The following is a 19,969-nucleotide window of genomic DNA, read 5'->3' as shown; positions in this document are numbered from 1 at the left end:
TCTCTTGACGTAGCTGGATCGCGCGACGGACTGCCTCCGTCGTGGTGGCGCTGCCGTGAAGAACTTGGCCCATAACGCTTCCCTCGCAGAATGGTGGTCAATCGTACCACCACTCCCCGGGATCAAACACCTAGCAGAGAATGGTTATCCGGTTTGTTGTCCCTCTCAGTTGGCCTGATCGGCTCCAGAGTCACGCTGCCCTGAAGCTAGGGCTCTGGACTGGTGGATGAAAGTAGCTTGATGTTAGTGAAGATCGAACCGTCAATCAAACGCTTGACCTCGTGGCCGGATACGGCAGGATGACCTTGCGGAAGCGCACCTGACGAGACTTGAGGACTATGCAATGGCGACTGGTACTGTGAAGTGGTATAACGACACGAAAGGCTATGGCTTCATTCAGCCCGATAACGGCGGCAAGGATGTCTTCGTTCATGCCACAGCCCTTGAGCGGGCTGGCATGCGTGGTCTGGCTGAAGGCCAGAAGATCTCCTACGAGGTAGAAGCTGACCGCCGTACCGGCAAAGAGTCCGCAACCAATCTGCAAAAGGCTTAATTGAGCCTGTCATCGCGTCAGCTGAGTGCTGGCTCTTCAAGCCGCTCCTGACGGGGCGGCTTACTGTTTGGACCAGCCACCCATTATGCGCAACGAGCAGCAGTGCCTCACGCTGGTCGATGGTGAGCTGGGCCACGGCTGTTCCATAGCTGAAGGCGGCTGGAGGGCGCCCATCCGCGCTACACCAACCAAGCTGAGAGCACATGGGAACACACCACGTTGGCAAGCCTTAGTAGGGAGACCGGCAGCTCATCCAGTTTTCTGGGCCGTGCACGAACCGGAGGCACGCTTGGATATAACCGTGACATCAACCGACGACGGCAGGGCATGGACCCTGACGGACCTGCTCGGGCGCCCCATGGGCCGGATTACGGAAGCACCCGCCCAGCAGTTCACAATCCACCCAGAGGGCCATGCTCTGGAGACCATGGCCGGCATCGAGCATGGCCCCTTTGTCTCCCTTGATGCCGCCCTAGCGGCAATCGAGAAGCACACCCGGGGCGTCTGCCGGCACCATCCGGGCGAGGATCAACCATGATCGAAAGCAGCTCAGACCTCGCTCTGCTCCGGGGGTGAGGAGAAACCATGCGGATCCGGGCCGGCTGCGAGCTATTGCCTAGCTAGTACGATCTGACGAGGACTGGCCTGAGTGGAACGGTGCTGGTAAGCTGCAGCAGCACAACGTGAGATCCAGCATGACCCCCGAAGTCGAGCTGATCCGAGCCTTGGCGGAAGATCTGGCGCTTGAGATCTTGGTCTCGTACACGCCCGAGGATTTTCAGCAGGCCGACTTCACCAGCTTGGGGAAAGCGGCTGTTTATCTGACCCAACATGATGAGGGACCTGGTCCTGCGCTTGAGGAACTCATCAAGAAGGTGCAGCACGCTCAGGGGACATAGTCCAAGATCATATCACCTTATGCTTCCCATCTGGTAGAAGACGGGTAAGACATCACAATCCTGCCTGGTGAACGCCTAGAAACCTCAGGCTCGATGAGGGTATGAACATTTTGGTTCAGCCAGCGCTGATACCATCGCCGGTTAGGAAGCTGCGCGTTCTTTGATCCAGGTGCGCTGTTGCGGCCGACGCTGTGTTCCAGACCTGTTCTCCAGCGAATCCAAGAGGCTGCTGAGAGCAGCGTCCGTGACGTCCACCTCTGGTGCTTCAGGCAATCCGGCAAGAGCAAGAGACCGGTTCTGATAAGCGAACTCGTCGGTCATCTCTGGACCAAACCAGTCCAATGGCTGAAAGTCGCGCCCGTGCTCGTCCCGGTCAAACTCAACCGAGACCAGATCCAATGGCCCTGGCGCAGTAAAGCGGCAGACCTGCACTTGGCGGGAGCCAAGGCTCAGGAGAATGCGCCGATACGCAATGCCGCCTTGCGCCAGATCGAGCAGAGCCTCTGTCTGGTTGCGAGACAGCTCGGCTGGTTCCTCCACCTGCTCGCCGGAACTATGCCGAACCAGGATAAGGCTGCCGATCCTTTCCTCCACCCGCACATAGGTGCTCCGGCCGGGCTGGTCGGGGAAGTAGCCCTCCGTGACGCGATGGCCTCCCCTCTCCTTCTCAATCAGGCGAGCCAGAGATGAAGCCAGAAGGAAGCAGCGGGTGATGGGCATCAGGCTCGGCTCCCTCATCGGAGTGGTTCTTCAGCGGATTAGCCAGTGACCAACAGGCTATGAGGGAGACGCAGTGGGCGAAAGCAGGATCACCAAGGTTGCTTCAGGTTCTTGGGCTTAAGGTTAATGGTGCTGTGCGCCGGGCCTTTGCCGGCCATCAGGGTCTAGAAAGAACCGACCCCAGACCGAGGCTCATCAGCCTTGCCAGTAACAAGAGCGGCCAAACTCGACGGGTAAAGTCTTTTAGTCTGACCCAATGTCCAGCTCGCCTGGGGCGTGATGGCACAGTTGCGCTGGCTTGGTTGACTTGCAGTTCACGCGGCTGGCATGACGCTCCTGATGTCGTTGCGAGGTAGGAACTCAGACACTCAACGCTGCGCTGTGGGCCAATTCTCCGCCACGTAATAGCGCGCGTTCGAGGCTGCAGCGAGGGGCTGACCGAGAATATGGTCGGCCGCCTTCTCCCAATCATGATGGTTGGCGCATTCAGATTGCCGGTGGTGATGGATGGCATGATTGAGCTGTCGACAACCCGCAAGCCTTCCAATCCAATCACTCGCGTCTCAGGGTCAACGACCGCCATCGGATTCGATGACCGGCCCATCCGGCAGGAGAAGGAGGGATGGTAGGCACTCTCCACCTTCTCGCGAATGAAAGCATCGATCTCTGCATCTGTCCTGACGTGGGCTCCTGGTTGGATCTCCCGGCCGCGATAAGGGTCGAAAGCCGTCTGGGCGAAGATCTCACGGGTCAGTCTCACACAGGCCCGCATCTCGATCCAATCGTCCTCATGGCTGATGTAGTTGAACCGGATCCGGGGATAATCCCGTGGGTTGGAGGATTTAAGCCTCACGAAGCCCCGGCTCTTGGAGCGCATTGGCCCCACGTGAGCCTGAAAGCCGTGCTCGGATGCAAGTCCTTTGCCGTCATAGGTTACGGCGAGCGGCAGGAAGTGGTATTGGATATAAGGGTAGCGGATGCCGGCCCGTGAGCGGATGAACCCGCACGTCTCGAAGTGGTTGGTTGCCCCGAGCCCATCCCGACGCATCAGCCAGCGGGCCACGATCCGGGCTTTGCTGGTCAAGCTCCGCTGAGAGTACAGGGTGATCGGTTGGGTGCAGGCAATCTGGAAATAGAATTCCAAGTAATCCTGAAGGTTCTCGCCGACACCAGGCAGGTGATGAACCACATCAATGCCGAGCGCCGTCAACTCCTCGGCTGGGCCAACCCCGGAGAGCTTCAACAGGTGAGGGGAATTGATTGGACCGCCTGACAGGATGATCTCGCGTCCGGCTCGCCCTTCGTACTCTGTGTTGGCCTGAAGGTAGCCAACCCCCACGGCTCGGGTACCCTCAAACAGAATGCGTGTAACAAGGGCATAGGTCCGTACGGTCAAATTCGGGCGCCGCATGGCCGGCTTGAGATACGCATCCGCGGCCGACCAGCGCACGCCGTTCCTGACGGTCATGTCCATCCGGCCAAAGCCCTCCTGCTGCTCCCCGTTGATGTCCTTCGTGGCGGGATAGCCAGCCTGCTGCGCGGCTTCCACAAAAGCCGTGTAGAGCGGGTTTTCAACCCGGCCATAGCGGGTCGCAAGAGGACCGGAACTGCCGCGCCAGGCGTCCCCGCCCTCCTGTCGCGCCTCGGCACGCTGGAAGTAGGAAAGAACGTGCCGATAGCCCCAGCCTTCCGCGCCCTCCTCCCAGCGCTCGAAATCAAGCGGGTTGCCCCGGACGTAGACAAGTCCATTGATCGAGGAGGAGCCTCCGATCACCTTGCCACGCGGGCAGTGGAGGCGCCTGCCGTTGAGATGCGGCTCGGGTTCGGTCTCGTACTGCCAGTTATATCTGGCCATGTTCATGGGGATCGAGAGAGCTGCCGGCATCTGGATCAGCATTGAGCGGTCGGATCCGCCGAACTCCAGTACCAAGACGGTGGTGTGTCCGTCTACCGAGAGGCGGTTGGCCAGCACGGAGCCGGCCGATCCGGCTCCAATGATGACAAAGTCGAACGTCTCAAGATCACGTGAGGCCATGGAAGGCTCCATTCGGCACTGTTGCGTCAACCTGGGCAGTGTAGGCCCAAGCAGCAAGGTCAGGGGGCACTCTGTTGTCTCTTTCAAGCGCCGCCACTTTCCGGTTGAGATCATCCTGCTGTGTATGCGGCCGGTACGGCAAGTATGGGATCAGCGATCAGGCTGGGATGGTGCTGCTGCAGCGGGCCTTCGCTCCGCCTGAGCATGCCGATGCCTGATGGTCCTGCCGGCCTGACTGACGAAGGTGCGCCTGGTCTGGTATAGTCCACAGTGAAAGTTCACCAGGACCCACAAGGCGAGCGGCTGCTGCATGGAGGCCGCGATGGATACGCTGACCTCGGAGTTTGTGCGGGCCTGCAGCTTCGGCGAACTGAAGGCCAAGGGCCGGCTCGTCTACGATCAAGGACCCGTCCTCGCGCTCGACAACCGTTGCCCGCACATAAGTTTCCCGCTGGAACGTGGCAGCATCGCGGACGGGATCCTGACTTGTCGCTGGCACCATGCCCGGTTCGATCTCGCCAGCGGCTGCACCTTCGATCTCTGGGCCGACGACGTGCCGACCTGCCCGGTCGAGGTCCGCGAGTCCGGCGAGGTGTGGGTAAGGCCCATCTTCGGCCATGCCGACCCGACCGGTCATTGGCGCAGGCGCTTGCAGGAAGGCCTCGCCCACAATCTCGACCTAGTCATCGCCAAGGCTGTGCGGGGCCAACTCGCGGCGGGCGTGCCAGTCCCTGAGATCATCCGGCAGGTGGCGCTCTTCGGGCTCCAGAACCGGGACGGCTGGGGCGTCGGCCTGACGATCCTTACAGCCTATGGCAACCTGCTGCCGGTGTTGCCGGAGGAGGAAACCTACCTCGCCCTGTTACATGGCGCCGGCCGGGTGGCCGCAGATTGTGAGGGCCAGCCGACGCGTCGGGGTCGCACTCCCCTCGCCAGTCATCCCGATCTGGCCGTGCTCAAGCGTTGGCTGCGGCGTTGGGTCCGGGTGCGGCACCGAGAGGCGGTCGAGCGCACCCTGCTCACAGCGATTGCCACCGGAGCGTCGCCTGCGGCCCTGGCCGACCTTCTGGTCTCCGCCGCGGCGGATCGCGTCTATGCCGATGGCGGACATTTGCTCGACTTCATCAACAAGGCCTTCGAATGCCTGGACCTGATCGGATGGGAGCACGCGGCAGCGGTCCTGCCGAGCGTGATCGGCCAGCTGGTGTCGGCGCAGGGAGCCGAGGAAGCGACGGCTTGGCGCCATCCGATTGACCTAGTCACCCTCTGTGAAGAGGCCGCTCGGGAGCTTCAGGGACTGTCTACGGGCGTGGGCGGCAGGGCGGCCTGGTCGGAGCATGCCGTCTTGGCCGAGGCACTCTTGGGCGATGAGGCCAGTGTGATCCTAAAGGCCCTTAAGGCGGCTGTCCGGGCTGGGGCCTCGCCTATCGACCTGTCGCTCTCCCTGGCGTATGCGGCGGCGCGCCGGGTGGCGCAGTTCGGGATGGCCAACGAGCACGCCGACTTGGAGACGGCCCATCACGTGTTCAGCTACAGCAATGCCGTTCACCAGGTCCTGAAGCGGATCGCGGCAGGCGGCGCTTTGCCAAACGATGCGGCCGAGGCAACCCGGGGCATTCTCCCCGGCGCCATGGCTGTCTATCTGTCGCGCTATCTGAATGTGCCGCCTGCACGGCTGCCGGTCGAAGGCGCCCAAGGGATCGTGGCCCTGGCAGGGTAAGCGGCGCATCCTTCCTAGAGGACCAAGGCCGCTAACCTCCAGCCCCCTTCGCTCCGCGTGCGATTATTGCTACGACTAAGGTCAGCTGCGGGCCTTGAGGAGTGCCGTGCGATGCGACTGGGCGCCCATGCGGAAACTTTCCTGGAGCGGCTCGCCTTCCGGCTGAACCTCGGCCCGAAGCCGCTGGCCGACACTCAGGCCGCATTTCAGTTCGCCCGGATCATCATGGCTGCATCAAAGGCAGGCCTGTTCGAGGCCCTGCACGATGGCGGGCGCACGGCCCAGGAGATCGCAGCCGCGCGCAGCACAGACCCTCAAGCGACCGAGAAGGTGCTCGACGCGCTTCTGGCTCATGGCTACCTGGGCTACCGCGACGGCCGCTATAAACTCAACCGATTGTCGCGGAAGTGGCTGCTCGCGGACAGTCCGCATACTGTCGTGCACAAGCTCGACTTTCAGGAGATCGAATGGCGCTGGACGGAAGGCTTCGACCAGTGGCTCTATGACGGTACTGCCCGAGACATGCACCGGACACTCAGCCCTGAGGAATGGCGCCGCTACCAGTGGGGCATGCGTGACCTGTCGACCGCCCCGGCCAAGGAGCTGGCCCGACGGGCTCCCGTGCCGAAGGGGGCCGAGGTCCTTCTCGACATTGGCGGCTCGCATGGCTTCTATTCGGTTGAGCTCTGCCGGCGCCATCCCGGATTGACGGCAACCGTTCTGGAGCTGCCCGAGGCCATTCCGATCGCCGTCGAGATCCTGGCTAGGGAGAGCATGGGAGACCGGGTGGTCCATCGTGCCGGCAACGCGCTCGAGGACGATCTCGGGGTTGGGACCTGCGATGCCGTGCTGATCGCCAACCTCATTCACCACTTTGATGCCGACCAGAACCTTCGGCTGGCACAGAAGGTGGCACGCGCCCTCAGGCCGGGAGGAGTCTTATTGGTCATGGATGCGATGCGGATTGACTCCCCGGCGGACGCGGACCAGCCCAGCCGCCGTCTCGGAGCGGTGCTGGATGTGTATTTCGCCCTGACCAGCACATCAGGAACATGGTCGGTGGAGGCCGTTCACAATTGGCAGAGGGCTGCGGGCTTAAGCCCCCTGAGGCCGATCTGGCTCCAGACCATGCCCGGCGCGGCCCTCCTTTCAGCCGTGCGCTCCAACTGAGCCTCCCGGACTGGTAGAACAAGGCCGCTGCCATCAACCGGCCATGGTGGCCGATGGCATCGTCAACTGCGAGCTGGTGGTGAGTAGCAGTCGTCCCAAGATCAGCTTACTGCGCCAATGTGGACGTTTAGATCCTACGAGCCCTCGCGCCGTGGCGTTGGCCAATGCCGCGGCGCTTGGCGATGCCCGCTATTTCTGGAGGTTGGCGCCGAAGAGCTTCAACGCCTCGGCCTTCGCCTCGCGGTCCACCTGTGCGTCGTAACTGAGCGGCAGGTTGAACTTCTGGCCGAGCTCAGTGGCCTCAGGGCTGGTGAACGCGTGGACCGCACCGGGATATTCGATGACCCGGTACTCAGCCTTCGCTGCGTCAAAGTCCTTCCTGAGCGCCTCGTACTGCTCGCGCTTTACGAAGGGATCGTCTGCGCCATTCAGGACCAGGATCTTCGCCTTGACTGTGCCCGGTGCTGGCGCGGGGGTGTTGAGGCCGAGCGACGCATGGAAGCCGGCCACCGCAGCAAGATCGGCCCCGGCGCGCGCCGTGTTCAGCACGACCGCCCCGCCGAAGCAGTAGCCCAGGGCCGCGATGCGCGCTTCGACCGAGGCATGTCCGGCGAGTTGGGCCTGCGCGGCGTTGAAGCGCGCCTCCATCACCTTCGGGTCCTTCATTACGGAGCCGGAGAGCGCGCCGGCGTCCTTCGGGTTGTCGGCCGTTTTGGCGTCACCATACATGTCGGCGATGAAGGCGGCGCGGACTACAGGCCCGTTCTCCGCGCCCGGAGGATCTCGGCCATGAGCCGGCCCGGGAGAACCGGTTTCCGAAGTGCTATGAGCTCGGGGTGTCGCGCCCTGACCTTCTCCGGCACCTCGTCACCGCTGTAGACAATGGTGGGGGCCCGGCGGGCGTGGATCGCTTCCAGAACCGGCGTGACGTCGCCGTCAGGCAGATGAAGGTCCAGCACCGCTGCGTCGAAGGTGAGCCGCCTGATCAGTTCGCGGGCCTCGCTCACGGTGCGAGCCACGCCCACTATCTCGCCTCCAGCATTCTCCACCACGTCGGACAGAGTCGCGGCCACCAAAGCTTCATCCTCGACGATCAGGACCCGGATGCCGCTGAGCATGATGAGGCCCCTTGCGATGCTTCTCAAGTCAACCGCAACGGCTCGGCGCAGTTGCACGCTTGGGACTCAGCGGAACGGAAATCCCGCTCCCACAAGAAGGGGATATCACCCGTGCCGCACGTGAGGTCATTTTGCAGGGCGGCCTCAAACACGTCGCGGGAATGCCTGGCAAGAGCATGAGCGAAGACGAACAGCCCGCCGGACACGAACGCGAAATCCCATGGCTGGCCGAGGTTGTGCAGGCTCAAAGGGTTGAGCCCTTGCGGGCTTTTTCCTGCTGGACCAGCTCCTGCAGAAGCTGGTGGGCCAGAGTATCGTGTGCCACCCTTGGCGAAATCTCAGCCGACTTCCGGCCGTAGGGGGTTGTGACGGTAAGGATCTTGCGGTCGACCTGATAAGTGCCCGCGTAGGTTCGCCCATCGATCTTGATGTGGATTGCATGGCCTGACATAGGAAACCGCCTCCGTACGAGCTTACCCATTGCTTGAGCACAAGCATACCCCCACACACGACGGCAGGCCACACGTCATGCGAGCTGCGCCAGCACGGGAACGCGCAAATCCTGACGGAGTACCATGTCTCGAACGGAGGTTTGCCAATCTGGGTTGTTAACGGCAGTGCCACAGCCGATCAGGAATGTGAAAATCAGCAGGCTCCAGGGGGGATCAGCCCAAAGTAGGTGCACTTCGCCAACACCGCCGAGACCGTGATCGTAAAGACCTGCGCTATCAGCGACGTCATCAGCCACGCGGCACCTATGGACTGGATCAGCCCACCGAGATTGGCAATGAGGAAAGCGAGCCACACCGCCCGGAGGGCGCCATGCCGGAGAGGCGAAAAGGGTGACGGACGGGCATGGGACTCTGAGTGCGGGAAACGGTAGCCTCCAACGAGCAAACGGTTCAGCAGGCAGATCAGAGAGCCCCCGCCTCTACGTCGCTCAGCAGCCCCACTGTACACTGGAATCTCGTGGAGATAGCAGCAAGCGGGCACAGATAGGCCTTGATGTTTGGCTGTGCTATCATTGGATGTGAGCTGGTGCCCCCGGAGTGCCATCCCGCACCTTGCTGAGAGGAGGCGGACATGCCCCTCAAAGACCTGCTGCTTGTAATCGGCAAAGACACCGAACCGGGGGAGCACTATGCCCTGGAGCTTGCTCGGCTCAGTGGCGCCGCTTTGACGGTCACGTCGTTAGGGGCTGCTCCCAGCCTGCCCGCGTTCATCCGCTCGGAACTGCCCAGTAATCTTCTCGAGCACATGCGCGAAGACCTGGAGACCACGGCAAGTGCCGCTCTGGATGCTTTTGCCAAGAGAGCAACAGAGATGGGTGTCACCGTCGAGACGGTGATGCTTGACCTCTCCACGGCAGATGCGTGCGGCGAGGTCAGCCGTTTGGCTCGGTACTTCGATGTCACTGTGCTCCAGCAACCTGATCCTGCGGGAGCAGAGACAGCCGACCTCATCGAAGCGGTTCTGTTCGGGTCAGGGCGACCGGTGTTAATCGTGCCCTTCCGCCAAGGCCCCTTTCAGGTCACGACCGTCCTCATCGCCTGGGACGAGGGCCGCCCTGCGGCTCGGGCCGTCGCCGATGCCCTGCCCCTGCTCGCCCTGGCCGAGCAGGTTGAGGTGGTGACGGTTGGTGAAGTTAGAGGAGATCGGAACCGGGACAGCAGTCACCTGGTGCGCCATCTGGCCCGCCACGGCATTGAGGCTCATATGGCACACCTCGTGCGCGACCAGGGGAGTGTTGCCGGTACGCTTCTGGCCCATGCAGCCAATGGCGAGGCTGATCTGATCGTGATGGGCGGCTATGGCCACTCGCGACTGCGGGAGATCGTGCTCGGTGGCACGACCCGCAGGATCCTTCAAACCATGACGGTTCCCGTGCTGATGGCTCATTGATCTGCATGCAGGGCAAGCACGTCTCTGCCCGTGAGACGATGGAACAGAGCTGATCCGGAGGAGAACATGGGCGAGTGGAAGACCGTCTTTGACGCAGAGGTCGAAGGACGTCCGGTCGTGGTCAAAGTCTATGACAGTGATGATGAGAGCGAGGCTGGGGAGCGGGCCGTTCGCGTAACAACAATGCCCATCGGTGATGGCGCAAGCGCACTGGAGCGCAACGAGCAGACGCCTCTTTCAGGACCAGCGGAGGCTGGCTCGATCATCCTTGATCCAGCCATCTTTGATGACCTTGAGGAAGAGCTGATTGAAGTAGGCTTCAGCCCAGAAGCCGCCGCTCGGATTGCCAGTACGGTTCCTCGATGAGCTTCAGGCTTCCCTCCAGCCCAGTACTACAGTGCAGATCAGCCGGGTTTGGTCAAACCGACGTACCGTTATGCTATATCGTCAATAATGGCGATAGGTCATCTGGCTTCGGATGGACCGGCAGGGGAGACTCAGCCCTGGTGCTGGAGTATGGTAGAGTCGAGCTTACGAAAGTTGATCTGGGAGGCAGGTGATGATCCGGGCCTCATGCCACACCGCCGACAATGCCCTGGCTCTCGAGTTCGATGCGACGCCATGGTTTCGCGAGGCTGATTTGCAAAGCATTCAGCACCTTGCGGCGCAGGGCTGGTCCAGCGTCTGGATTGCCAACGCCCTTGGGACCCGTCCTGGCTACGAAGGGCTGCACCAGCTGATTAAGTATGCGGCCACCCGGCTGCGGGAGGAGTCGCTGGAGGACCCGACCTGGGCGGCACTCGACTGTGCCGTCGACTCGGCCGATGCCACACAGTGGCTTGGAGAGAACCGGCCGGAGATTGCAGCCAAGCTCCCGCGCTGAACGTTGACTTGCCGTAGGCCTCCCAGGTGCAGTACCAAGCCTCTCATGTGAGGGCTCTGCGGTGGACTGGGACAAGATCAGGCTGTTCTACGAAGTGGCGGAGGCGGGCAACTTCACGCGGGCTGGTAACAAGCTCGGCGTCAACCAGTCCTCCGTCAGCCGTCAGATCAGTGCGCTTGAGCAGGACCTGAAGGTTCCGCTGTTCCACCGTCACCCCCGTGGTCTCATTCTGACAGAGCACGGCGAGGTGCTCTTCAAGGCAGCTCAAGACATGCACCTGCGCCTCGAGAGAGCGCGCCAGCGGCTCAGCGACACAAGTGAGCGGCCAGCCGGCGAGCTCAAGGTCACAGCCACTGTCGGGATTGGCGGTATCTGGTTGGCTCAGCGCATAACAGAGTTCCTCGATCTTTACCCCGAGGTGCACATCCAGCTGATCCTCACCCCTGACGAGTTAGACCTGGCGATGCGGGAGGCGGACATTGCCATCCGGCTGCGGCGACCGGCCCAACCGGACCTGATCCAACGACGCTTGTTCACGATCCACTATCATGCCTATGCCGCCCATAGTTACATCGAGAAGTTCGGTGAGCCTCAGGCGGTAGGGGACTTGGATCACCACCGCATCATCAGCCTCGGTGGCGAGCAGCCCTCCTTCATTCTTGAGCTTCATCAGCTGGCGACTTGGGGACGTCCTCCCAAGGACCCGCGCTTAGGCCGATTGGTTGTCAATGACACTCTTGCGCTGCGGCGCGCGATTGAGACAGGAGCTGGCGTTGGCATGGCGCCGGACTATGCGATGAGCAACAACCCACATGTGAAACAGGTTCTGCGCGACATCGAGATGCCGACACTCGACTCCTACTTGGTCTTTCCCGAGGAGGTGCGCTCGGTCGCCCGGCTTCAGGTGTTCCGGGAGTTTCTGGCGGCCAAGGCGCAAAGCTGGGCCTATTAGAGCGCAAGTCATCAGGAGCCGCTTCTGTGACAGCGCGAGATGGGCTGATCACAACGTCTATTCAGTGCGCCGCAACGGCTTGATCTCGGGGTTACCCAGCCAGGCGCATACCTCCTCGAGGGTCTTGAACGTATGTTCAACCTGGGTAAAAGGCAGAGGCCACTGCCCTGGCGCGGGATCGTTCAGAAGCTCTGCGGTCCACGTGACCTGGTCGGTCCGCGCGCCGCTCCGGACAATGCTCGCAATGATCTCGCCGCCCATCAGTAGATCATAGCTGCCGGGAGCCAATTGGATAAGTTGGTAGGGCATCTATTCGCGGTCTCACTGTTGATGCTGAACGCAGGCCAGTTATGGTGCTGACCAGCCGCTTTATGGGTGGCAAAGCACAGATGGGCAATGATCGCGACTGCCCCTGGAAAGCCTCAGCTGCGAGTGCGTGCAGAGTGTCGTGAGCAACTGATGCAGCCACAGGCTTCCACTCAGGGCTTGCTCAGGTGCCCATGACCCCTGCATGGATTCCCGGCAATCTGCGCCGTACCAACTCCAAACCAGATTGACTTGATCGCATCGGCTGAGCGGATACAGTATCGTTGATGTGAGACGCTGCACCGCCTTAAGCGAACGCGACCAGGAAGGTGGGTGCGGGCTCTCACGGTTCAAACAACAGAGGGAGGAGTTTCGTGGCAACAGGAACGGTGAAGTGGTTCAACGAGACCAAGGGCTACGGCTTCATTCAGCCAGATAACGGCGGCAAGGACGTGTTCGTGCACATCAGTGCAGTTGAACGCTCCGGGCTGCGTAGCCTGGCGGAAGGCCAGAAGATCACCTATGAGGTCGAGGCGGACCGCCGCTCCGGCAAAGAGTCAGCTGTTAATCTGAAGACCGCCTGATCAAGGCAGCACGGGATAACCTGTCAGGCCGCGCGCCAGGGACGGTCTCGTCACCGTCCCATAAGGACGAACGCTTTTGGGAGTGTCAGCGCCGCGGGCGCAATGATCGGGCAAGCTCCCGAATGACACTGTCCTCAATGGCAAGGTCGTCGGTGTCGTCCTCATCTTCTGAACTCACCTCAAAAGGGATCGAAGCCCTCGGCTGAGGAGCAATCAGTTGCTCGGCTCGGGCACGCTGCACTTTCTGCTGTCCACCCAACCCGTTGTCCAAGGTGTCCAGCAGGCTGTCGAGAGCGGCGTTGTTGGCCTCCACCTCGGGAACGGTAGGCAGTCCTGTCATGGCAATGGAACGGGTGTGGTAGACTGGTTCTGAGGTGACCTCCGGACCAAACCAAGGCAGCGGCTGAAAGTTTCGCGCCTGCCCGTCCTGCTCAAATGCCACGGTGATCAGATCGAGCGGTCCCGGAGAGATGAAACGGAGGATCGCAGCCGTATGGGTGCCGATGTTCAAGCTGATGTCCAGGTACTCGACCCGCCCGGGAGCCAGTTCGAGCAGAGCTTCAGCGTACGAGAGCGGAATGTCTGTGGGTTCGTGGACAGAACCGTCTGGTCCATTGGTGGCCAGGATCAGCTGACCTGTATGCTCTTCCACCTGCACATGGGTGCCTCGGTCAGGCCGATCCGGGAAGTAGCCCTGCTGGATCCGATGACCTCCCCTCTCCTTCTCGATCAGCCGAGCCAGGGAGGAGGCGAGCAGAAAGACGCGGGTGGTGCTCATTTGTATAGCTTTCCACAACAGAGGAAGACGGACAGATCAGCCTGGTTGACGCTAGGTTAAAGCGTAACAGCTGAGAGGGAAAGATGGTTCGTCAACACCTCCGCCACAGGATGCAGGAGCGTCGCACAGCTCGTTGAATACCTGAAAACGGATCTCACCACCACAGTCTTGCACCGTCCGGCGAGAAGGTGCCATACGTCCCATGGGCGTAGATCAGAGGTTTCGCTGCTGTCCTGGAGTCAACTCCCACCACCGCTCCAAAGAACACACTGTGCGTTGCCATCCGTACAATCTCGGTCACACGGCAGTCGAGACCAGCCAGAGCACTCTCGAGAACCGGCGCGCTAGTCACCAGGGGAGCCCAAGCTCCAGCAGTGAACCGCTCCTCGCCCTTGATCCCCATTTCGCCCGAGAACCGCCGTGCGATATCGTCTTGGCCGCTCGCCAGCAGATTGACGGAGAACCGCCCACTCTCGCGAATTGGTTCATGGGCACTTGCTCCGGAGTTGATGCAGATCAGGATCGTCGGCGGATCTGCCGAGACGGAGCAGACGGCAGTGGCGGCGAGGCCGGTTCGACGGCCCTCGTACTCTGTTGCAATAATGGTGACCCCGCCGGCCAAGTGGCGCATGGCCTGCTTAAAATCATCGCACGGTACCATCGGTTATTCGCCCTGGCGTGGCATTGCAGCCGCTGCTACTCGGCCGCGTCCAAGCTCTGCCCGAGCCGGCGATACGAGGCACCCGGATGCGTGTCAGGCAGGAGCGCCTGCCCTTGACCAAACAGCTTCTCGCGCAGGGTGCCGTCAGCGTAGTCGCGCTTGTACACTCCACGCTCCTGCAGGATCGGCACGACGAGATCGACAAAGTCCTCCAGGGTTTCCGGCGTAACCACGCGGCTGATATTGAAGCCGTTGACGCCTGCCTCCTCAGCCCAGGACTGAAGCTCGTCGGCAATCTCCTCGGCGGAGCCGATGAGAGGCGGGTTGCGAGCCCCCAGTCCCTTATCGAAGATCTTGCGTAGGGTCCAAACCTGCGAGGTGTCACGGGTGAAGGCCTCAAGCATCGACGCCATCGCGTCCGTCTTCTGGTACTGGAGCGGTTCATCCAAATCATACTGCGAGAAGTCGATGCCGACCGTGCTCGAGAAGTGCGCCAGTGCGCCTTTGGCGCTCGCGTAGCTGAGGTACTCCTCGTACTTCTCCTCTGCCTCCTTGCGGGTGCGCCCGACAACAATCGCGCGGCCCAGGAAGAACTGCACGCCGTTCGGATCACGGCCCAACTTGGCAGCTTGTTGTCGCACATCCTCAACGGCCTTGCGCGTGTGCTCCTTGTTCGGCCCATAGAGGAAGACGCACTCCGCATGGCTGGCCGCGAAGTCCTTGCCTCGTGCTGAAGCACCGGCCTAATAGAGCACGGGCGTCCGCTGAGGCGATGGCTCCGACAGATGGATCGCATCGACGTTGTAGTGACGACCGGCATGCTGGACCCGGTGCACCCGGTCAGGACGGGCATAGAAACGCCGCTCCCGGTCCCGCACGACCGCGTTGCCGTCCCAGCTACCCTCCCAGAGCTTGTACATGACTTCCATGAACTCATCGGCCACATCATAGCGGTCGTCATGCTCCCGTTGGGCCTTGAAGCCCATGGACCTAGCAGCACTGTCGAGATAGCCCGTCACAATGTTCCACCCGACGCGACCACCCGTGAGGTGGTCCAGCGTCGACATGCGACGAGCAAAGAGATAGGGCGTCTCGTAGGTGAGATTGGCAGTGACCCCGAACCCGATGTGCTTGGTCACTGCGGCCATAACTGGAACGACGAGCAGCGGATCGTTGACGGGCACTTGTACGGCGTTTTCCAGTGAAGGCGCAGGGCTGCCCTTGTAGACGTCATAGACGCCAACAATATCGGCCAGAAAGATGCCGTCGAACAGGCCGCGCTCTGCGGTCCTGGCCAGATGCTGCCAGTACTCGATTGTGTTGTAGGCCGTTGAGCGGTCGCGCGGATGGGTCCACAGGCCGTGCTGGATGTGGCCCACACAGTTCATGTCGAAGGCATTGAGGCGGATCTGCTTCTTCATCTGAACCCCTGTTGGGCTAGCTATATTTTGGGCTGGAACTTGGACATCCCGGCAAGCATTCGTTCTTTGTATAGAACTCGTCCGGCGTTTGCTAATCCCTCATGCTTTCGGAAATGTCGAATTTCACGGCCACAGCATCTGACAAGCTGAACTTGCCTCGCAGGCTTCTGCGCTCAAGGATGAAATTTGTTCTTTATGGAGAACGAGTTCTTGAAAGCAAACAGCTACCTGACCAGACTACCATGAAAGCCCCTGCCCTTCCGCGCAGAGGCATTCAAACCCAGAGGGAATTACCATGCTGCGATGCTTGTTTGCTGCCTCGTGCCTTTCACTGTTTGCCCTTGCAGGCGCTCAGGCAGAAACGATCAAGGTCGGTGTCACAGCAGGTCCCTTCGCAGAGGTCCTCGACATCGCCAAGGCAAATGCGGTGCGCGAGGGGCTCACGATCGAGTCAGTGGAATTCAGTGACTTCGTCGGGCCGAATGCCGCCCTTGCGGCTGGAGACCTGCACGCCAACTCCTATCAGCACCAGCCCTTTCTGCAGGCCCAGATTGATGCTCGTGGCTATGACCTTGTCCCTGTTGGCAAGACGGTGCTGGTTCCGATTGCTTTTTACTCCAAGCGCTACAAGAGCGTGAACGAGATCCCGGCCGGCGCCACGGTTGCGATCCCAAACGATCCCAGCAACGAGGCGCGCACACTTCTGCTTCTTGAGACCACAGGGCTGATCAAGCTCCGCCCTGATGCGGGTTTCAAGGCCACTCCATTCGATATTGTCGAAAACCTCAAGAACATCAAGTTCATCGAACTGGAAGCAGCGCAGCTGGCACGATCCCTCGATGATGTTCATGCCGCTGACGTGAACACGAACTATGCCCTTCAGGCAGGGCTGAATCCTCTTGATTCTCTGGTAAGGGAGGGGCCGCAATCCCGCTATATCTGTGAGGTCGGGGTCCGTCGTCAGGACGTCGATAAGCCTTGGGTCAAGCAGTTGGTGGCCGCGTTCCAGTCTCCCAACGTGAAGGAGTTCATCGATAAGCGCTTTAAGGGGGCCGTTATTGCTGGTTGGTAGGCGAGCAACAGGCGATACGTACGCACGCGGTGGGCCTCTCCCATAAGCGGGTGGCGTGCGTCCACCCTGCCACAAATCCAAGGCGCAGCCTCAAGAGAGAAATCGAAAGTGGTTCCGAGCGGCCGGAGCCAATCCCGGCAAAGAGAAGCGCCCCGCGTGGCGGAGGCGCTTGAGTTCCAGAGAGGACCAGCCCCCCAGCCGCTCCTTCATGGACCCGACCAGAATGCCCGAGGAACGAGCTTATGGCTGTACCTGAAAGGGCACAGACACCGGATGATGCGCGCTTAGAGGCCAGCCAGCAGGAGGCTGATACCGATCAGGGCAGAAAGAGAGGCGATAAATTTGATAGCCGCTGCCGTGAACGTCGGCGCTGATACCTGATAAAAATCAGGTACTGCAAGTTTTGTCTGGCGCATGGTGAATACTTTCAGGAAATTGGCTGGTTCTGAAAAGCGCCAAAGGGACGAGTTATCGCGCTGTTTGGCGGGAGTTCATCTGTCCGATTTTCACGCTGATGTCTGTAACCGGCGGGACACACAGCTCGCCTTGATACGGCGGATCGTCAACCGTCTCAGCTCATGAGGATCAGAAGTAGCCTGGCCTCAGACACGGGCATGATTCTGCATGCCTTCCAGTGGTGACAGCGCCAAGAGCCGGGAGCTGGACGAAGCGCGCCTAATCCTCTGTCGCATCAGTCTGCTTGGCTGACGTTAATCTTTTTGCGTGGCTTACGCGTGTAGGAGTTTGGCCTGGTCACAGGCTCGGGTGGGTCTGCGGGTTTCCGGGGTTTAATTTCCCGACTGCTGAAAAACACTATGCTGCAGGTCAGGACGAGCAGGAAGGGCATCACCAGAAAGGAGAAGATCTGAGTATTGGTCATTCCAATAAATTACGTCATGTGATGCGGGAACGCTGCCGCTCTTCGCATGCTCATGTCATTGAGCCACGCCCGCCGTATGACTGGAGTGCGGGATTGTCGATTCCTCTCGGCAGCCTACATTCAGGATGTGCGCCATTCCCTTGGCACACCAGCGCCCTGGGCGAGGTTTTAGACAGCGCCTCAGCTGGGGCGCTTCCTACAGGGCTTGACCGGCCGGCCAATCAGCTCACTCTCACCTCAGCTGCCTATCAACGACAGCTGTCGACGAGCCCCGGGACAGGCACGGATGTACTGCCCTCCCGAGCTCTTCGTCGGACCTCAGGGCAGGCTCGCCCTTGTAACAGACCGTTCCGTCGCATCAAACCTCGCGATCACAGCCTTCGCTGCCGTGAACCCCAGCTCAAGGGCGTCCAACTCAGGCAGCGGCAAGCCTCGCCTCCTTGGCCCTGATGCGTTCCCGATGGGCCGTGTACAAACCGCTCGCTGCGATGACGAGCCCGCCGACGAGGGTCATGGCTCCCGGCACGGTGCCGAACACGCCAAAGCCGAGCAGACCGGCGAACAGTAGCTGGATGTAAGAGAACGGGGCGATGGTGGACGCTGCGGCCTTGCGGTAGGCCAGGATGATGAGCCAGTGGCCTATGGTCGAGAAGGTGCCCATCAGCACGGCCAGGCCGATCTCCCCCGCGGTGGGTGTGCGCCAGTGGAACGGCACGAAGGCTGTCAGGGCAATCAGACCCACCACAGCCGACCATGCCAAGGTTGCCTCAGGCTGTTCAGAGCTCATCAGGCGGGTGGCGATGGCAGCCACAGCCCAGGCAAGCGCCGCGCCGATCGGCAACAGGGCGGCCACCTGGAAGGCCGAGCCGCCGGGCTGGACCACGAGCATCACGCCAAGAAAGTCCACCGCTGCTGCGGCCCAGCGCCGGATGCCTACCTTCTCGCCAAGAAGCGGGATGGAAAGGGCGGTGATAAAGATCGGTGAGATGAAGTTGATCGCTGTTGCCTCGGCCACCGGGAGGTGACCCAGCCCCAGGATGAAGAGGACAGATGAGCCGGCCACCGCCAGCGCCCGGATGATCTGCAGGCGCAGGCGCGGCGTGTGCATCGCCTTCGCGCTACGGGCGACGAAGACCGTCGGCACGACCAGCAGGCAGAACACGACGTAGCGCAGCCAGGTGACTTCGATGGCAGGCAGGGTGCCTGTCAGAACCTTCGCGGCCACATCGCCTATGGGGAAGAACACGGTCGACAGGAGAGCTAGGCCAATGGCGGCGAAGGTCGCGTCCTTGATAGGAGCACCGCTCCTTGCACTTGCTCGTGCAGGAGCGCCGTCGACGACGGAGGGGCAATCCGTGACAGCGGAAGGAGGAGGGCTCATGGGTGCTTGGAAGGTCTCGGCGAGAGCATGGGGCTTCACGCTCTCTGGTGAGCCAGTAGGAGTAACCGACACTGCTGAAAGTTGCGTGAACTGAACTCGGGTCTTTGCGCGGAGCACCCCCGCGCCTGGCGCATGGGGAGTTGCCCTGCGGCTGCGGCGATGTCTGTAAGCTTGTCGAACTGCACGGGTGCTGGAATGACCTCAGTGCTACCCTATAGGATCTGAACGCTCGCAGCGTAGCCGGAGCAGATCCTCACAAGCCTTGAGCCGTGTTATGACGTTTGTTGGTCCTCACGGTCTAGCACCCAAGCCGGGCACACAGCTCATCCAGGGACGGGAAGTCATGCTCGATCTCCCGGAACGGCAAAGGTCTCCTGCTTCGCGGCAGATCCTCTAGCAGCTCGGCCGTCCAGGTGTACGGCGGTCGCGAGCCATTCCTGACCACACTGGCAACGACGGCATCATGCAGGAGGAGGTCATAGGCGCCGGGGCGAGCTGGATCAGGCGATAGGGCATTCTGGCTTCTTGTCAGATGAACGCTGGAGATCAATCCACTCATAAGCCTTCGCGAGGGCCACGTCACGATTAGGAGCCATAATCAGGGTCGGGCGCTGCTTGGGCTGTAGAGCCCCGTTAGAAAGGTCACTCCTCTCCCCGTTACAAATGTCACTCTCCCTGGGTGATGGTGCTGGGGAGATTGGGTCTGATGACGGTGATCGGGATGAGCCAGCCGGAGATCGATCGGGTTCACATTCTGCGGGACGTCGTGGCGGAGCGGATTACCGTGCGCGAGGCCGCTCAGTTGCTGCGGATCACACGGCGCCAGGTGTTCCGATTGCTCAAGGTCTAGCAGGCCAGCGGTCCGGCGGCCTTGGTGTCGCGCCGGCGCGGCAGGCCCAGCAACCGCTGCTACCCGGCGGTGCTGCGAAGCGAG

The 19,969-nt window shown here is 61.2% G+C and carries 23 protein-coding genes and 2 pseudogenes; 12 read left to right on the top strand and 13 right to left on the bottom strand.

All coding sequences use genetic code 11. The annotated features are described in order from the left end of the window. The first annotated feature begins 343 nt into the window (after nucleotides 1-343). From JKG68_RS25425 to JKG68_RS25415, 3 genes are all read left to right on the top strand, one after another. Entirely contained in the window at nucleotides 344-553 is a 210-nt protein-coding gene (locus JKG68_RS25425) for a cold-shock protein (RefSeq protein ID WP_202064324.1), read from the top strand. A gap of 301 nt (nucleotides 554-854) precedes the next feature. Continuing rightward, a complete protein-coding gene (locus tag JKG68_RS25420; protein WP_312890964.1) occupies nucleotides 855-1,091 on the top strand; it encodes a hypothetical protein in 237 nt (78 codons plus the stop codon). 157 nt (nucleotides 1,092-1,248) lie between these two features. Further along, nucleotides 1,249-1,452: a hypothetical protein gene (locus JKG68_RS25415; RefSeq protein ID WP_202064316.1), complete on the top strand. Its 204-nt coding sequence runs from the start codon at nucleotides 1,249-1,251 to the stop codon at nucleotides 1,450-1,452. A 141-nt stretch (nucleotides 1,453-1,593) separates the two neighbouring features. Here the strand turns inward: JKG68_RS25415 and JKG68_RS25410 are convergent, their stop codons facing one another. Both JKG68_RS25410 and betA read right to left on the bottom strand, forming a co-directional pair. Beyond that, nucleotides 1,594-2,172 (bottom strand): CYTH domain-containing protein, encoded by a 579-nt coding sequence (locus JKG68_RS25410; RefSeq protein ID WP_202064315.1) that lies wholly within the window; start codon nucleotides 2,170-2,172, stop codon nucleotides 1,594-1,596. Between the two features lie 368 nt (nucleotides 2,173-2,540). Further along, a pseudogene (gene betA / locus JKG68_RS25405) lies at nucleotides 2,541-4,207 on the bottom strand (choline dehydrogenase). 322 nt (nucleotides 4,208-4,529) lie between these two features. On the opposite strand from betA, the gene JKG68_RS25400 reads away from it, so the two are divergent. Both JKG68_RS25400 and JKG68_RS25395 read left to right on the top strand, forming a co-directional pair. Next, entirely contained in the window at nucleotides 4,530-5,927 is a 1,398-nt protein-coding gene (locus JKG68_RS25400) for a Rieske (2Fe-2S) protein (RefSeq protein ID WP_202064310.1), read from the top strand. A 111-nt stretch (nucleotides 5,928-6,038) separates the two neighbouring features. Further along, nucleotides 6,039-7,097 carry a class I SAM-dependent methyltransferase gene (locus tag JKG68_RS25395; protein WP_202064309.1) on the top strand — a complete coding sequence of 353 codons (1,059 nt, stop codon included), beginning with the start codon at nucleotides 6,039-6,041 and terminating at the stop codon, nucleotides 7,095-7,097. 189 nt (nucleotides 7,098-7,286) lie between these two features. Here JKG68_RS25395 and JKG68_RS25390 read toward each other — a convergent pair whose 3' ends face one another. The 5 genes from JKG68_RS25390 to JKG68_RS34880 form a co-directional block, all read right to left on the bottom strand. Further along, nucleotides 7,287-7,835: a dienelactone hydrolase family protein gene (locus tag JKG68_RS25390; RefSeq protein WP_312890965.1), complete on the bottom strand. Its 549-nt coding sequence runs from the start codon at nucleotides 7,833-7,835 to the stop codon at nucleotides 7,287-7,289. A 14-nt stretch (nucleotides 7,836-7,849) separates the two neighbouring features. Further along, nucleotides 7,850-8,215, bottom strand: a complete 366-nt coding sequence (locus JKG68_RS25385) for a response regulator (protein WP_202064308.1) — start codon at nucleotides 8,213-8,215, stop codon at nucleotides 7,850-7,852. Between the two features lie 244 nt (nucleotides 8,216-8,459). After that, on the bottom strand, nucleotides 8,460-8,666 hold the full coding sequence (locus tag JKG68_RS25380) for a hypothetical protein (RefSeq protein ID WP_202064306.1): 207 nt from the start codon (nucleotides 8,664-8,666) through the stop codon (nucleotides 8,460-8,462). Between the two features lie 75 nt (nucleotides 8,667-8,741). After that, on the bottom strand, nucleotides 8,742-8,900 hold the full coding sequence (locus tag JKG68_RS34885; RefSeq protein ID WP_376773205.1) for an MFS transporter: 159 nt from the start codon (nucleotides 8,898-8,900) through the stop codon (nucleotides 8,742-8,744). Beyond that, a complete protein-coding gene (locus JKG68_RS34880; RefSeq protein ID WP_376773204.1) occupies nucleotides 8,861-9,271 on the bottom strand; it encodes an MFS transporter in 411 nt (136 codons plus the stop codon). The genes JKG68_RS34885 and JKG68_RS34880 overlap by 40 nt, the downstream gene beginning before the upstream one ends. Nucleotides 9,272-9,298: 27 nt before the next feature. Here JKG68_RS34880 and JKG68_RS25370 point away from each other — a divergent pair, with 27 nt between their 5' ends. From JKG68_RS25370 to JKG68_RS25355, 4 genes are all read left to right on the top strand, one after another. Next, entirely contained in the window at nucleotides 9,299-10,117 is an 819-nt protein-coding gene (locus tag JKG68_RS25370; protein WP_202064304.1) for a universal stress protein, read from the top strand. A 66-nt stretch (nucleotides 10,118-10,183) separates the two neighbouring features. Beyond that, on the top strand, nucleotides 10,184-10,483 hold the full coding sequence (locus tag JKG68_RS25365; RefSeq protein WP_202064301.1) for a hypothetical protein: 300 nt from the start codon (nucleotides 10,184-10,186) through the stop codon (nucleotides 10,481-10,483). 193 nt (nucleotides 10,484-10,676) lie between these two features. Beyond that, complete coding sequence (locus JKG68_RS25360; RefSeq protein WP_202064299.1) at nucleotides 10,677-11,000, top strand: hypothetical protein; 324 nt, start codon at nucleotides 10,677-10,679, stop codon at nucleotides 10,998-11,000. Between the two features lie 61 nt (nucleotides 11,001-11,061). Further along, nucleotides 11,062-11,952 (top strand): LysR family transcriptional regulator, encoded by an 891-nt coding sequence (locus JKG68_RS25355; protein ID WP_202064297.1) that lies wholly within the window; start codon nucleotides 11,062-11,064, stop codon nucleotides 11,950-11,952. Nucleotides 11,953-12,009: 57 nt separating this feature from the next. On the opposite strand, the gene JKG68_RS25350 is transcribed toward JKG68_RS25355, so the two are convergent. Continuing rightward, on the bottom strand, nucleotides 12,010-12,213 hold the full coding sequence (locus JKG68_RS25350; RefSeq protein WP_312890963.1) for a hypothetical protein: 204 nt from the start codon (nucleotides 12,211-12,213) through the stop codon (nucleotides 12,010-12,012). Between the two features lie 419 nt (nucleotides 12,214-12,632). On the opposite strand from JKG68_RS25350, the gene JKG68_RS25345 reads away from it, so the two are divergent. Then, the gene (locus JKG68_RS25345) at nucleotides 12,633-12,842 is read left to right on the top strand and encodes a cold-shock protein (protein WP_202064293.1); all 210 of its coding nucleotides are present in this window, start codon (nucleotides 12,633-12,635) and stop codon (nucleotides 12,840-12,842) included. Nucleotides 12,843-12,927: 85 nt separating this feature from the next. On the opposite strand, the gene JKG68_RS25340 is transcribed toward JKG68_RS25345, so the two are convergent. The 3 genes and pseudogenes from JKG68_RS25340 to JKG68_RS25330 all read right to left on the bottom strand — a co-directional run bounded on the left by JKG68_RS25340 (nucleotide 12,928) and on the right by JKG68_RS25330 (nucleotide 15,702). Beyond that, nucleotides 12,928-13,620, bottom strand: a complete 693-nt coding sequence (locus JKG68_RS25340) for a CYTH domain-containing protein (protein WP_202064291.1) — start codon at nucleotides 13,618-13,620, stop codon at nucleotides 12,928-12,930. 154 nt (nucleotides 13,621-13,774) lie between these two features. Next, nucleotides 13,775-14,251 (bottom strand): flavin reductase family protein, encoded by a 477-nt coding sequence (locus tag JKG68_RS25335; protein ID WP_202064288.1) that lies wholly within the window; start codon nucleotides 14,249-14,251, stop codon nucleotides 13,775-13,777. Nucleotides 14,252-14,316: 65 nt separating this feature from the next. Then, a pseudogene (locus tag JKG68_RS25330) lies at nucleotides 14,317-15,702 on the bottom strand (LLM class flavin-dependent oxidoreductase). A gap of 295 nt (nucleotides 15,703-15,997) precedes the next feature. Between JKG68_RS25330 and JKG68_RS25325 the strand changes: the two are divergent. After that, nucleotides 15,998-16,774: a MetQ/NlpA family ABC transporter substrate-binding protein gene (locus tag JKG68_RS25325; RefSeq protein WP_202064285.1), complete on the top strand. Its 777-nt coding sequence runs from the start codon at nucleotides 15,998-16,000 to the stop codon at nucleotides 16,772-16,774. Nucleotides 16,775-17,058: 284 nt separating this feature from the next. Here JKG68_RS25325 and JKG68_RS34315 read toward each other — a convergent pair whose 3' ends face one another. Both JKG68_RS34315 and JKG68_RS25320 read right to left on the bottom strand, forming a co-directional pair. After that, a complete protein-coding gene (locus JKG68_RS34315; RefSeq protein ID WP_281399218.1) occupies nucleotides 17,059-17,190 on the bottom strand; it encodes a hypothetical protein in 132 nt (43 codons plus the stop codon). Between the two features lie 879 nt (nucleotides 17,191-18,069). Next, complete coding sequence (locus JKG68_RS25320) at nucleotides 18,070-19,035, bottom strand: DMT family transporter (protein WP_202064283.1); 966 nt, start codon at nucleotides 19,033-19,035, stop codon at nucleotides 18,070-18,072. Nucleotides 19,036-19,741: 706 nt separating this feature from the next. Here JKG68_RS25320 and JKG68_RS33795 point away from each other — a divergent pair. Continuing rightward, nucleotides 19,742-19,885: a helix-turn-helix domain-containing protein gene (locus tag JKG68_RS33795; RefSeq protein ID WP_246515847.1), complete on the top strand. Its 144-nt coding sequence runs from the start codon at nucleotides 19,742-19,744 to the stop codon at nucleotides 19,883-19,885. Nucleotides 19,886-19,969 lie beyond the last annotated feature (84 nt).

It is taken from the genome of Microvirga aerilata, from assembly GCF_016743775.1.
Classification (GTDB): domain Bacteria; phylum Pseudomonadota; class Alphaproteobacteria; order Rhizobiales; family Beijerinckiaceae; genus Microvirga; species Microvirga aerilata.
This window is presented reverse-complemented; position numbering and strand designations above follow the sequence as displayed.